Origin of the sequence: Mergibacter septicus, assembly GCF_003265225.1 — a bacterium.
Taxonomy (GTDB): Bacteria; Pseudomonadota; Gammaproteobacteria; order Enterobacterales; family Pasteurellaceae; genus Mergibacter; species Mergibacter septicus.
Genome location: NZ_CP022013.1, coordinates 467,424 through 480,908 on the forward strand (window position 1 = coordinate 467,424; position 13,485 = coordinate 480,908).

18 protein-coding genes are annotated in these 13,485 nt (G+C 35.1%); 17 read left to right on the top strand and 1 reads right to left on the bottom strand.

From position 1 onward, the window contains the following. Window positions 1-430 precede the first annotated feature (430 nt). The 15 genes from CEP47_RS02265 to glnB all read left to right on the top strand — a co-directional run bounded on the left by CEP47_RS02265 (window position 431) and on the right by glnB (window position 11,604). Window positions 431-1,981, top strand: a complete 1,551-nt coding sequence (locus CEP47_RS02265) for a cytochrome ubiquinol oxidase subunit I (RefSeq protein WP_261919613.1) — start codon at window positions 431-433, stop codon at window positions 1,979-1,981. 14 nt (window positions 1,982-1,995) lie between these two features. After that, the gene (gene cydB / locus CEP47_RS02270; protein WP_261919612.1) at window positions 1,996-3,132 is read left to right on the top strand and encodes a cytochrome d ubiquinol oxidase subunit II; all 1,137 of its coding nucleotides are present in this window, start codon (window positions 1,996-1,998) and stop codon (window positions 3,130-3,132) included. Window positions 3,133-3,143: 11 nt separating this feature from the next. Further along, window positions 3,144-3,242: a CydX/CbdX family cytochrome bd oxidase small subunit gene (locus CEP47_RS02275; protein ID WP_261919611.1), complete on the top strand. Its 99-nt coding sequence runs from the start codon at window positions 3,144-3,146 to the stop codon at window positions 3,240-3,242. Between the two features lie 3 nt (window positions 3,243-3,245). Further along, the gene (locus tag CEP47_RS02280; protein WP_261919610.1) at window positions 3,246-3,533 is read left to right on the top strand and encodes a cyd operon YbgE family protein; all 288 of its coding nucleotides are present in this window, start codon (window positions 3,246-3,248) and stop codon (window positions 3,531-3,533) included. A gap of 263 nt (window positions 3,534-3,796) precedes the next feature. Further along, window positions 3,797-4,453 (top strand): cytochrome c biogenesis heme-transporting ATPase CcmA, encoded by a 657-nt coding sequence (ccmA, locus tag CEP47_RS02285; protein WP_261919609.1) that lies wholly within the window; start codon window positions 3,797-3,799, stop codon window positions 4,451-4,453. Then, complete coding sequence (ccmB, locus tag CEP47_RS02290; protein ID WP_261919608.1) at window positions 4,443-5,105, top strand: heme exporter protein CcmB; 663 nt, start codon at window positions 4,443-4,445, stop codon at window positions 5,103-5,105. Before ccmA ends, ccmB begins: the two co-directional genes overlap by 11 nt. 32 nt (window positions 5,106-5,137) lie before the next feature. Beyond that, window positions 5,138-5,878 carry a heme ABC transporter permease gene (locus tag CEP47_RS02295; protein ID WP_261919607.1) on the top strand — a complete coding sequence of 247 codons (741 nt, stop codon included), beginning with the start codon at window positions 5,138-5,140 and terminating at the stop codon, window positions 5,876-5,878. After that, window positions 5,875-6,099: a heme exporter protein CcmD gene (gene ccmD / locus CEP47_RS02300; RefSeq protein ID WP_261919606.1), complete on the top strand. Its 225-nt coding sequence runs from the start codon at window positions 5,875-5,877 to the stop codon at window positions 6,097-6,099. The genes CEP47_RS02295 and ccmD overlap by 4 nt, the downstream gene beginning before the upstream one ends. Further along, complete coding sequence (gene ccmE / locus CEP47_RS02305) at window positions 6,096-6,620, top strand: cytochrome c maturation protein CcmE (RefSeq protein WP_261919605.1); 525 nt, start codon at window positions 6,096-6,098, stop codon at window positions 6,618-6,620. Before ccmD ends, ccmE begins: the two co-directional genes overlap by 4 nt. Then, window positions 6,621-8,594 carry a heme lyase CcmF/NrfE family subunit gene (locus tag CEP47_RS02310; protein ID WP_261919604.1) on the top strand — a complete coding sequence of 658 codons (1,974 nt, stop codon included), beginning with the start codon at window positions 6,621-6,623 and terminating at the stop codon, window positions 8,592-8,594. 9 nt (window positions 8,595-8,603) lie between these two features. Then, window positions 8,604-9,176 carry a DsbE family thiol:disulfide interchange protein gene (locus CEP47_RS02315; RefSeq protein WP_261919603.1) on the top strand — a complete coding sequence of 191 codons (573 nt, stop codon included), beginning with the start codon at window positions 8,604-8,606 and terminating at the stop codon, window positions 9,174-9,176. A 32-nt stretch (window positions 9,177-9,208) separates the two neighbouring features. Next, complete coding sequence (locus CEP47_RS02320; RefSeq protein ID WP_261921004.1) at window positions 9,209-9,688, top strand: cytochrome c-type biogenesis protein; 480 nt, start codon at window positions 9,209-9,211, stop codon at window positions 9,686-9,688. 2 nt (window positions 9,689-9,690) lie between these two features. Then, complete coding sequence (ccmI, locus tag CEP47_RS02325) at window positions 9,691-10,611, top strand: c-type cytochrome biogenesis protein CcmI (protein WP_261919602.1); 921 nt, start codon at window positions 9,691-9,693, stop codon at window positions 10,609-10,611. Between the two features lie 31 nt (window positions 10,612-10,642). Next, a complete protein-coding gene (gene mog / locus CEP47_RS02330; protein ID WP_261919601.1) occupies window positions 10,643-11,227 on the top strand; it encodes a molybdopterin adenylyltransferase in 585 nt (194 codons plus the stop codon). Between the two features lie 38 nt (window positions 11,228-11,265). Continuing rightward, window positions 11,266-11,604: a nitrogen regulatory protein P-II gene (gene glnB, locus CEP47_RS02335; protein WP_261919600.1), complete on the top strand. Its 339-nt coding sequence runs from the start codon at window positions 11,266-11,268 to the stop codon at window positions 11,602-11,604. A gap of 163 nt (window positions 11,605-11,767) precedes the next feature. Here glnB and yfaE read toward each other — a convergent pair whose 3' ends face one another. Beyond that, window positions 11,768-12,025, bottom strand: coding sequence for a class I ribonucleotide reductase maintenance protein YfaE (gene yfaE, locus CEP47_RS02340; protein ID WP_261919599.1), 258 nt, complete (start codon window positions 12,023-12,025; stop codon window positions 11,768-11,770). A gap of 201 nt (window positions 12,026-12,226) precedes the next feature. Between yfaE and udk the strand changes: the two genes are divergently transcribed. Further along, entirely contained in the window at window positions 12,227-12,877 is a 651-nt protein-coding gene (gene udk / locus CEP47_RS02345) for a uridine kinase (protein WP_261919598.1), read from the top strand. Window positions 12,878-12,885: 8 nt separating this feature from the next. Continuing rightward, window positions 12,886-13,467 (top strand): dCTP deaminase, encoded by a 582-nt coding sequence (dcd, locus tag CEP47_RS02350; protein WP_261919597.1) that lies wholly within the window; start codon window positions 12,886-12,888, stop codon window positions 13,465-13,467. The last annotated feature ends 18 nt before the right edge of the window (window positions 13,468-13,485 follow it).

Here is a 13,485-nt window from a genome sequence, read left to right on the forward strand (position 1 = left end):
AGAAGGCTAACAAAAAAATAGCCAAAAGTCTAGTTCTATACTTATCAATATGCTTTGCTTTATTTTTAATCTATTAAAATATTAATAACTGGCTGCTAAATATGTTTCTAAAATGTTAATTTTTTAATCAGTTTGATTTGGATCAATATTTACTATTTTATAAAATTTAAATAATTTTTAATTTAAGTAAAAAATGTGATCAATATTAAAATTTATGGGTTTTTTATCTCTATTTTTGGGAGTAGAATATTAAGACATATTAAACCGTACGTTAGATTGTTTATTTTTTAATTCGAAATAACCTTCTTACAATTAATGTTTAATATATTGAGTGAATACTTAGGAGTTGGTTAGTCTTGAGTATGGGCGATGACATTATTTTGCGTCATTTGGTTGAGAACTTGTAGCATGTACAAGAGGTTAAATTGAGATGTTGGACATTGTAGAACTCTCGAGATTGCAGTTTGCGTTAACTGCACTATATCACTTTTTGTTTGTGCCATTGACATTAGGGTTATCATTTATCCTTGTGATAATGGAAACTCTATATGTTACTACTGGCAAAGAAGTGTATAAAGACATGACTAAGTTCTGGGGTAAGTTATTTGGTATTAACTTTGCTCTAGGGGTAACAACTGGGATTACAATGGAATTCCAATTTGGTACTAACTGGTCATATTATTCTCATTATGTTGGTGATATTTTCGGTGCGCCTTTAGCTATCGAAGCACTTTTGGCATTCTTCTTAGAATCTACTTTTGTGGGTTTATTTTTCTTCGGTTGGGATAGATTATCAAAAGCGAAACACCTATTAGCAACTTACTGCGTTGCAATTGGTTCAAACCTTTCTGCAATGTGGATTTTAGTTGCCAATGGCTGGATGCAACACCCAGTTGGAGCGGAATTTAACTTTGAAAGTATGCGAATGGAAATGACAAGTTTCCTAGATCTATGGTTAAATCCTGTGGCTCAAGGAAAATTCTTACATACTTTATCAGCAGGTTATGTTTGTGGCTCTATTTTTGTATTAGCAATTAGCTCTTACTATATTTTGAAAGGCCGTGATCTTGGTTTTGCAAAACGTTCTTTCTCTGTTGCAGCAACGTTTGGTTTAGTTGCAATTTTTGCTGTATTTATTATGGGAGATGAGTCAGGTTATGATATCGGACGAGCTCAACCTACTAAGTTAGCAGCAATGGAAGGTGAATGGACAACCGAACCAGCACCTGCTGCATGGAACATTGCTATTATTCCAAATGAAAAGGAACAACGTAATGAATTTGCATTACAAATTCCTTATGCTGCAGGAATTATTGCTACCCGTTCATTAGATACACCAATTGTTGGTGTGAGAGAATTAATTGCTCAAAATGAAGATCGGATCCGCAATGGTATAAATGCTTATGCGTTACTACAAGAGTTACGTTCAGGACATAAAGATGCAGATACAATTGCACAATTTAAAGCGGTTGAAAAAGACTTAGGCTATGGTCTATTACTAAAACGCTACACTGATAATGTTGTTGATGCGACAGATGAGCAAATCAAATTAGCTGCAAGAGATACTGTACCTAACGTGGGATATACTTTCTGGTCATTCCGTCTGATGATGGCTGCTGGTGGCTTGATCTTTATCCTATTAATTTGGGCGTTTGTACAAAATATGCGTAATCAAGTTGGAACAAGCCCAAGAATGCTTAAAGCATTACTTTATGGTTTACCATTACCTTGGATTGCAATTGAAAGTGGTTGGTTTTTAGCAGAATATGGACGTCAACCATGGGCTATTTATGAAGTGTTGCCAGTTCAAATTGCACATTCTTTATTATCTGTTAGCGATCTATGGTTATCAATTGGCTTAATTTGTTTCATGTATACGGTATTCTTAGTTGTTGAAATGTATTTAATGACTAAATACAGCAGATTAGGGCCTAGTTCATTGAAAACTGGTCGTTATTATTTTGAACAGTCAACCAAATAAGCGGAGCCTAAATCATGATTGATTATGAATTTCTACGATTTGTGTGGTGGATCCTTTTAGGTGTATTGCTTGTCGGATTTGCGGTAACTGATGGTTTTGATCTAGGGGTTTTAAACTTGCTTCCTTTTGCAGGTAAAAAAGAAGTTGAAAAACGCATTATGATCAATACAATCGCACCACATTGGGATGGAAACCAAGTTTGGTTGTTAACTGCAGGGGGAGCAATGTTTGCGGCATTCCCTCTAATTTATGCGACCTCATTTTCAGGTTTCTATATTGCGATGATCCTTGTGTTAGCAGCACTTTTCTTCCGTCCAGTAGGGTTTGAATATCGTGCTAAAATTGACAACCCAACTTGGCGTAAAGCATGGGATGCGGGATTATTTATCGGTGGTTTTGTACCATCAGTGGTATTTGGTGTCGCATTTGGTAACTTACTACAAGGTGTTCCATTTGAGTTTAATGAATTAACTCAGGTTAAATATACAGGGACATTTTTTGAGTTATTAAATCCATATGCTTTATTATGCGGTATTCTTAGCTGTGCAATGTTAACAACACATGGTGCAGCATGGTTACAAATGAAAACAACCTCTGAACTAAGAGAAAGAGCGAGAGTTATTACTCAATATGGTTCGTTAATTACGATAGTTCTTTTTGGTATTGCAGGGGCTTGGTTATATTTTAAAGATGGTTATGTTGTTACCAGCGTGATTGATCGTAATGCACCATCAACACCATTTGGGGTTGAAGTTGCGGTTAAAGCTGGGGCTTGGTTTGATAACTATCGTCAAATGCCATTACTCTGGATTTTCCCTGTGTTAGCCTTTGTATCTGGTTTATTGACTATGTTAGCTTCAAAAGCTAATCGCTGTGGTTGGGCTTTCTTGTTATCTTCTTTAACAATGACAGGCATTATCTTTACTTGTGGTGTTTCAATGTTCCCATTCTTAATGCCTTCAAGTTCTCACCCTGAGTTTAGTTTATTAGTTTGGAATTCAAGTTCAAGTCAATTAACCTTAACTTTGATGTTCTTCTTTGCACTTATTTTTGTTGTGATTTTATTGGCTTATACCATTTGGTCATATATCAAAATGTTTGGTCGCATTGATGAATCTTTTATTGATAAGAACAAAAACTCACTATACTAGGGGAAAAACAGATGTTTTATGTAACTTGGATTTTGGGTGTAATGTTTGCAGTTTTTCTTGCAGCTATTATCACTATTAGTATTGAAAAAACTGGAAAATTTGATGAGTAAGAGATGATCGATTTTCTCTATCAATTAGTTAATAAGGGCTCATTCCGAGCCCTTTCATTTATACTGGCATTGGGGTTAACTATTTCTATTTTTACCCATACTAAATTATTTGCCTTAAATTTTGGTGGTATATCACCATTGATTACATTGACAATTTTTTGGAGTGTGGTCAGTTTATGGATTCACGGTATGGGATTAGATTTACATAAAAAATTATGGAAATTAGTTTTTATGCCAGTGTTCGCATATCTTATTGCAAGTAGTGCTTTGATTTATATTTATTTTATTTAATTCTTTTGTAAGATAAATGTAATCAATAATTTGCGTTAGATCAAAAAACAAGTAGATTTATTTTTATTAAAAATCTACTTGTTTTTCAATTTGTTAGAGATAAAAATGTTCATAAAATGATAATTTAGGAGATTTTCTATCTTATAATTGACCCGATTCTTTCTTTACTTAGTTACCAACAAAATGAGAGTTATGGTAAAATTCCATCAAAATTTGATAGGTATTGTGAATGATACCACTTAGTAAAATGAGTAAAGAGAGAGATGGCGTTAAAGAATCAATTAGAGGTGATTAATTTAAGTTGTGGACGAGGAGATAGAATACTCTTTGCCAACTTTAATTATCAATTTAATTGTGGAGATTTTATTCAGATAGAAGGGCATAATGGCATTGGTAAAACCACCTTATTACGTACACTAGCTGGATTATCTCGTCCTTTAAAGGGCAACATTTTATTTAACAGCCACCAAATTACCCAACAACGAGAAAGTTTTAATCGACAATTACTCTATTTAGGACATTTATCTGGAGTAAAACCTGAATTAACCGCTTGGGAAAATTTACGTTTTTATCAACAAACGACTTCCACCGTAGAAGATCCAGAGTTGCTTTGGGATATTTTACAGAAAGTAGGATTGCTTGGGCGTGAAGATATTGCCGTCAATAGACTTTCTGCTGGTCAACAAAAAAGAGTTGCTTTAGCACGTTTGTGGCTATCTAAAGCGGCAGTATGGATTTTAGATGAACCCTTTAATGCAATTGATAAACAAGGTGTACGTGTTTTGACACGACTTTTTGAACAACAAGCTGAGAAAGGCGGCATAGTGATTATTACCAGTCATCAAGATGTGCCGAGTGAGAAATTAAAAAAAGTCTATTTAGAAAATTATAAATTTAACGAAGAAGACGATGATATTTAGCCAAATTATTCAACGAGAATTAAAAATTGCAATGCGTAAACAAAGTGAGATTTTAAATCCACTATGGTTTTTTTTGATGGTATTAGCGCTTTTTCCTTTAGCGGTTGGACCCGATCCAAATTTATTAACCAAAATTGCCCCCGGTATTGTATGGGTTGTAGCGTTATTATCTGCTTTGCTTTCCTTTGAACGTCTTTTTAAAGATGATTATCTTGATGGTTCATTAGAACAATTACTTTTACTCTCATTACCGCTTCCATTAGTAAGTTTAGCCAAAATTATCTCTCACTGGTTATTAACCGCATTACCGTTAATTTTATTATCTCCAGTAGCAGGACTTTTACTTTCATTAGAATTTAAAGTGTGGTTAGCACTGGTGTTGAGTTTGTTATTAGGCACACCAGTATTAAGTTGTTTAGGTGCGGTTGGTGTTGCTTTAATTGTTGGTTTAAGAAAAGGTGGAGTATTACTTAGTTTACTTGTTTTACCGTTGTTTATACCTGTTTTAATTTTTGCGACGGCAACTTTAGAAGCTGCCAGTTTATCCTTGAATTATAGTGGGCAGTTGGCAATTTTAGCCTCAATGTCAGTATTTGCTTTAACCTTTTGTCCTTTCGCTGTGGCGGGGGCATTACGTATTAGTTTAGATTAAATTTTATTTATTTTTTGTGGGGAATTAACTTTATGTGGAAATGGCTACATCCTTATGCAAAAGCTGAAACACAATATCATTTGTGTGGTAAGTTTATCCCTTGGTTTGGTTGGCTGAGTTTACTTTCATTAACATTGAGTTTTGTGCTGGGATTAGCCTTTGCACCACCAGATTATCAGCAAGGCGATAGCTATCGGATTATGTTTATTCATGTTCCTACGGCAATTTGGTCGATGGGTATTTATGCTTCAATGGCGGTTGCGGCATTGATCGCATTAGTTTGGCAAATTAAACAAGCCTATTTGGCAATTATTGCATCAGCACCAATAGGTGCGGTATTTACTTTTCTTGCACTATTCACGGGTGCAGTATGGGGGAAACCTGTTTGGGGGACTTGGTGGGTATGGGATGCTCGCTTAACTTCAGAATTAATTCTATTGTTTTTATATTTAGGTGTTTTAGCTCTATATAATGCTTTTCAAGATAAAGCAACGGGAGCGAAAGCCGCTGGAATTTTATCTTTAGTTGGGGTAATTAATTTACCTATCATTCATTTTTCTGTTGAGTGGTGGAATACCCTACATCAAGGTGCAACTATTACTAAATTTTCCAAGCCATCAATGGCAACATCAATGTTAATTCCACTATTATTATCAATTTTTGCATTTTTGGTGCTAACAATTTATTTAACTTTAATCCGTTATCGTAATGAATTATTACGAGAAGAACAAAAACGCCCTTGGGTAAGAAAATTAGCAGGAGGTCAACAATGACCCTTTATTTTGATAGTTGGAGTGCTTTTTTCAATATGGGAGGACATGCTTTTTATGTATGGTTCTCTTATATTCTTTCAATTTTAGTCATTATTGGTTTAGTTATTCAAAGTAAAAGAGAAAAACAGCAAATATTGCATTCAGTAGAACAAGAAAATGCAAGACAACAACGCATACAGGCACAAAAACAGCGTCTAAAACAACAAGAGGAATTGCTATGAATCCACGTCGTAAATCAAGATTATCGTTAGTACTTTTAGTCTTGTTTGGGGTTGCAATTGCAACAGGTTTAATGCTGTACGCATTACGTCAGAATATTGATCTTTTTTATACGCCATCAGAGATTCTTTATGGTAAAAACAATGATCCTACAACTAAACCAGAGATCGGTCAGCGTATTCGAGTAGGGGGAATGGTCGTCCAAGGATCAGTTCAACGAGATCCTAATAGTCTTAAAGTCAGTTTTAAATTAGATGACGTTGGACCTGCTATTAATGTAGTTTATGATGGCATTTTGCCGGATTTATTTCGTGAAGGGCAAGGGATTGTTGCTCAAGGTATCTGGAAAGATGAAAATACCTTAGTGGCTTCAGAAGTTTTGGCAAAACACGATGAAAATTATGTACCACCTGAATTAGGTGAAAAAATGAAAGAATTGCATAATCCGATGGGTGTTTCGGCAGAGGATTTGAAGGGTGAGTCTGAAAAAGATCGTCAGAAATTATATAGTGAGAAAAAATAAATGATTGCTGAATTAGGAAATTATGCGTTAGCGTTAAGTTTAGCAATAGCGATATTGTTAGCATTGTTGCCTTTAATTGGTGCAGAAAAAAATAACTTAACGTTAATGTCATTAGCTCGACCAATGACGTGGGGATTATTTGTCAGCTTGACTTTTGCATTCTTAGCGTTGATGTATTTATTTGCGGTAAATGATTTTAGCGTCCAGTATGTGGTCAATAACTCTAATACCTTGTTACCGTGGTATTACCGTTTATCAGCAGTATGGGGATCGCACGAAGGTTCACTTCTATTATGGATTTGGTTATTAAGTCTCTGGAGTGTGGCAGTTGCTATTTTTAGTCGCCAATTACCGATTGAAGCAGTAGCAAGAGTGCTAGCGGTGATGGGGTTGGTAAGCATTGGCTTTTTACTTTTTGTCATTTTAGCTTCCAATCCTTTTAGCCGTACTTTTCCTGATTTTCCAATTGATGGAAGAGAATTGAATCCAATGTTACAAGATGTTGGCTTAATTTTTCATCCTCCATTGCTGTATATGGGGTATGTTGGTTTTTCAGTTGCTTTTGCGTTTTCTATTGCTTCTTTGATGACAGGAAAATTGGATACAGCTTGGGCAAGATGGTCTCGTCCTTGGACGTTAGCTGCTTGGAGTTTTTTAACCTTAGGTATCGTACTAGGTTCTTGGTGGGCATATTACGAATTAGGCTGGGGAGGCTGGTGGTTTTGGGATCCCGTTGAAAATGCGTCATTTATGCCTTGGTTAACTGGTACTGCATTATTACATTCATTAGCGGTAACTGAAAAACGTGGTTCCTTTAAAGCTTGGACTGTTTTATTAGCCATTTTAGCTTTTTCTCTATGTTTATTGGGGACTTTTTTGGTGCGTTCAGGAATCTTAGTTTCAGTCCACGCCTTTGCTTCTGATCCAACGAGGGGCTTATATATCTTAGCTTATTTAGTTGCGGTCATTGGTGGCTCATTGGTTTTATATGCTTATAAAGGAAGTCAAATTCGTTCCAATGATAACTATCAACGTTATTCCCGAGAAACTATGTTGTTATTAAACAATATTTTGTTAATGACCGCTTTATTGGTGGTGGTGTTAGGAACATTATTACCATTAGTACATAAACAGTTAGGCTTAGGCACAATCTCAATCGGAGCGCCATTTTTTGATCAAATGTTTTTAATCATTATGGTACCTTTTGCGTTTTTACTCGGAATTGGACCTTTGGTGAAATGGCGGCGGGATCAATTCTCGGCTATTCGTAAGCCTGTGGTCATCAGTACTTTTGTTATGGCAATAGGTGGTTTTGTTTTACCTTATTTTCTACAAGATCAAATCACTGTTTCGGCTGTGTTAGGCACAATGATGACATTGATTATTGCTTTACTAGCACTTTATGAATTGCAGTTGCGAGCGAGCTATCGTCAAAGTTTCTTCAAAGGTATTACAAAATTAAGTCGTTCTCAATGGGGAATGTTTTTTGCCCATTTAGGTTTAGCTATGACGGTATTTGGCATCACTTTTAGTCAAAACTTTAGCGTTGAACGTGATGTGAGAATGAAAACAGGAGATAGCGTACAGGTTGCAGGGTACGACTTCACTTTTAATGGAGTAAGAGAACAAAATGGGGCAAATTACCTTGGCGTTGTAGCAGATATTGGCATTAGTCAGAATCAAAAACAGATTGGAAATCTAGAAGCTGAAAAAAGATTTTATTCTGTTAGTCGTATGAGTATGACTGAGGCAGCGATCAGTGGTGGCTTAACTCGGGATCTTTATGCTGCATTAGGCGAGCGTTTAGATAATAATTCGTGGGCAGTACGTCTATATTATAAACCTTTTATTCGCTGGATCTGGTTAGGTGGCTTATTTATGGCATTTGGTGGTTTTTTATCTATTTTAGATCGCCGTTATCGTTTTTCTCGTTTAGTACGACAAGACAAACACAGCTTAGAGAAGCGTACTTAGAGGTATAAAATGACGAAGAAAAAACTCTATCTTCCATTAATTATTTTTTTAGGGTTAATCTTAGCTTTTGCTGTGCAATTAGTTCGCAATTCAAAAGGAGAAGATCCTAAAGCGTTGGAATCCGCATTGGTGGGAAAAAAAGTACCTGTTTCTACGCCATTGCTAGATTTATTCAATCCAGCACAAAGTTATGATGCAAACTTATTCCATCAGAGCAAACCGTTGTTAGTTAATGTTTGGGCAACTTGGTGTCCCACTTGTTATGCAGAACATCAATATCTCAACCAATTGGCTAAACAAGGGATTGAAATTATTGGGATCAATTATAAAGATCAAACTGAGAAAGCTATTAATTGGTTACAAAATTTAGGCAATCCATATCAAGTAGTGATTTCAGATAAGAAAGGTGCTTTTGGCTTGGATTTAGGAGTATATGGTGCTCCCGAAACCTTTGTTATTGATTGTACTGGGACTATTCATTATCGCTATGCAGGGGCTGTAAATTCACAGGTATGGCAACAGGAATTAGAACCATTGTATCAACGTTTAGCTAAGGATAAACAATGCAAACAGTCGAATTAAAAATTAATTGTTTAGATCAAATTATACGCATAATGCAACGTTTTTTGTTTCTATTCTGTTTAAGTTTAGGAAGCAGTGGTGTTGCCTTAGCAAGTATTGATGCATTACAGTTTAGTTCGCCACAACAAGAACGAGAATACCACGAGTTAACACAGCAGTTACGTTGTCCGCAATGTCAGAATAATAGTATTGCAGATTCTAACGCTATTATTGCAACAGATATGCGAGCAAAAGTATTTGAGTTGTTACAACAAGGATCAAGTAAGCAACAAGTAATTGATTATATGGTGGCACGTTATGGTCATTTTGTTACTTATGATCCACCATTAAATGGTTCGACTGTCATTTTATGGTTAGCACCAGCACTTTTACTTTTATTGGGTACATTTTGGTTGCTATTTTACCGTAGAAAAGAAAGCCAAGATGTGAATTTAACAACTTCATCTAAAAGCGAATTGACACAACAAGAGCAACAACGATTAGAACAACTCTTAAAGGAAAATAAGGAATAACAATGATTTTTAAGCTAAGCGTATTTGGATTAACTTTAATAGTTGGGTTAATTTGCTTTTTTCCGTTATTAAAAAATTATCGAATTAAAAAAACGAGTGAACGTGCTGAATTTAATAAAGCATTTTATTTTGATCGTTTACGTGAAATTGAACAAGATATTGAAAAAGGAATTTTAGAGAATAGTAGTGAATTAAAAACTGAGTTACAACATCGTTTACTAGAAGATGTTCCTAGCGAAAAAACAGTGGAAAAGAGCCAACCACTCAATAAGTTTTGGTTTATCGCAGGATTTATTTTTCTTTTAGTGGTATCTTGTGGTATCTATATTCCCGTAGGATCTTGGCAGGCACAAGAAAGTTTAGAACAGAATAGTAGCCGCTTAACACAGTTATTAGATCGGTTGCGTAATAATCAAGACGAAGGTCTGAGCGAACAAGAAATGCAACAAGTTATCATTGGTTTACGTTTGAATTTACAACAACACCCTGAGAATGCAGCTAATTGGTGGTTAATGGGACAATTAGCAATGGCAACAAATAATGGGCGTTTAGCTTTAGATAGTTATGATAAAGCTTATAATTTACAACCTAGTAATCTTAAATATGCGCTTGCTTATGCAAAGATCTTAATGTTTTCTCAAGATCAAGCGGATATGGAAAAGGGACGTAATTTATTGAATCTTGTGTTACGCCAAGATCATACTAATCTTGAAGCATTAAGTTTGCTTGCCTTTGATAATTATCAGCAAGGTAATTATCAAATGGCTATTACCGCTTGGGAATTGATGTTACGTTTCTTACCGCAAGACGATCAACGTAAAATGGTGATTGAACGTAGTATTGAGAATGCTAAACAAAGGCTAGAGCAAAGCAGTAATATCAAATCTGTACAACCAACAACACAATCGGTAGATCAAAAATAAATATATCAATTAAAATTTAGATAGGAATAAAATGGCTGAAGGTTTAAAAATAGGACTTGTCTCAATTTCTGATCGAGCTTCTCAAGGTGTTTATCAAGATCAAGGTTTACCAGCATTGCAAAAGTGGTTAGAACAAGCATTGATCGATCCTTTTGAGGTGGTATCTTGTTTAATTCCTGATGAACAGGTTATGATTGAAGAAACATTGTGTCGTTTAGTAGATCAAGAAAAATGTCATTTAGTCCTCACCACAGGAGGAACAGGACCAAGCAAACGTGATGTAACGCCTGATGCTACCTTAGCCATTGCTGATCGAGAAATGCCTGGTTTTGGGGAACAGATGAGACAAGTCAGTTTACATTTTGTACCGACCGCAATTCTTTCTCGCCAAGTTGGTGTAATACGCAAAGAGAGCTTAATTCTTAACCTACCGGGGCAACCAAAAGCAATTAAAGAAACATTAGAAGGGGTTAAGGATAGCGATGGTAAAGTTATTGTAAAAGGGATTTTTAGTGCTGTGCCATATTGTTTACAGTTGTTAAGTGGAATTTATATTGAAACAAATCAGCGTGTAATTGAAAGTTTTCGCCCAAAATCTGCTAGACGTGAATCTTAGTTATTTTACCTAACCATTAATAGCCTGAGAGGTGAAGAATGAAAAAAATTGAAGCAATTATTAAACCCTTTAAATTAGATGATGTACGAGAAGCATTATCAGATATAGGCATTACAGGAATGACTGTCTCTGAAGTAAAAGGCTTTGGACGTCAAAAAGGGCATATGGAGCTTTATCGTGGTGCAGAATATATGGTCGATTTTTTACCTAAAATCAAGTTAGAAATTGTATTGGTAGAAGAACAGGTTGAGGCTTGTGTTGATGCGATTGTGAAAAATGCACAAAGTGGCAAAATTGGTGATGGTAAAATTTTTGTTTATGATGTTGAACGAGTGGTAAGGATTAGAACGGGCGAAGAAAACGAAGAGGCAGTTTAAATCTTGATCGACTTTTAGATAAATGAAATAAAGAGGTGAACTTTGGTTCACCTTAATTTTTTGTAAACTTGCTTTCTTTTTCAGCGATTTTAGGACTAAATATCCTATCTTCATCTACAAAATAATTAAAAATAACGTCTTTTTATAGTAGATAATATTAGGTTTAAAGATCTATTTCTAAATCACTTTCTACTTTACAGCAACAGAGTAGAACTTCATTTGTATTGCAAAATGCAAGGGGGGGATTGGGATAAGAGACTTTTCCTTTTACTAATAAAACTCGACAAGCCCCACAGAAACCAGAACGGCATTGATATTCAGGAAAAATATTATTTTTTTCTAATGTTTCTAATAAAGAACATTGGTTGTTGTGTTTAATGGTTATTTGGCTTTTTTTAAGATAAATTGAGTAATACTGCATAATTTATTGAGGATAATTTGACGAATAAATGGAGCATTCTAGCTGGTTTTTGCCAGAATGAAAAATTTTTGAGTATCATTTTATTTATCAAATAGATTATCCCAAAAGGATAAATTTCTCTTGCTTGGAGATACTTACTGAAAGTTGGCTTAAAGTTATTTATAATAATTAGAATTTTTTGCTTATTAGGAGGATTATTAAATGTCCGCATTACTATCAACAGAATGCGTTATTATTGCCATTGCAGGTGCATCGGCATCAGGTAAAAGCTTGATAGCATCAACAATTTATAAAGAATTATGTGAAGAATTAGGCTGTGAAGAAATTGGTATCATTTCTGAAGATTCTTATTATAAGGATCAAAGCCATTTAGATTTAGAAACAAGAACAAAAACAAATTATGATCATCCAAATTCAATGGATCGTGATTTATTAATTGAACATCTGCAAGCGTTGAAAAAAGGGCAAGCGGTAGATATTCCACAATATAGTTATGTTGAACACACTCGCACTGATAAGACAGTTCGCTTTGAACCGAAAAAAGTGATTATTTTGGAAGGTATTTTACTCTTAACTGATGAAAGAATTCGTAACGAAGCGAGTATTTCTATTTTTGTTGATGCACCATTAGATATTTGTTTTATACGCCGTTTAAAACGAGATATGCAAGAACGTGGACGGAGTATGGAATCAGTGGTAGAACAATATCGCAAAACAGTACGTCCAATGTTTTTTCAATTTATTGAACCTTCAAAACAATATGCTGATATTATTGTGCCTAAAGGAGGAAAAAATCGAATTGCAATTAATATTCTTAAAGCCCAAATTTTACAAATGTTAAGGAAAAAATAGGAGACATTATGCGGTTGTGTGATACTGATATTGAACGTTATTTAGATGAAGGAAAAATAGCACTTACCCCACGTCCTGATAATAATAAAATTAATGGGGCAACAGTTGATGTTCGGTTAGGAAATTCTTTTCGAGTCTTTCGGGATCATTCAGCCGCTTATATTGATTTAAGTGGGCCGAAAGAACAAGTTGCAGAACAATTAGAACAAGTGATGAGTGATGAAATTTTACTTGATGATGATGAAGTATTTTTCTTACACCCGGGTGTATTGGCATTAGCAACCACGTTTGAATCAGTTAAATTACCTGCCAATATTATTGGGTGGCTTGATGGACGCTCATCATTAGCTCGATTAGGGTTAATGGTACACGTTACCGCACATAGAATCGATCCCGGTTGGGAAGGACGGATTGTCTTAGAGTTCTATAATTCTGGTAAATTACCTTTAGCTTTACGCCCTAAAATGGTTATCGGAGCATTAAGTTTTGAAGTGCTAAGTGGAGAAGCAGCTCGTCCATATAATAGTCGTCAAAATGCAAAATATAAAAATCAGCAAGGTGCGGTAGCGAGCAAAATTAATGAAGATTAAATAATCAGAGAATAGACA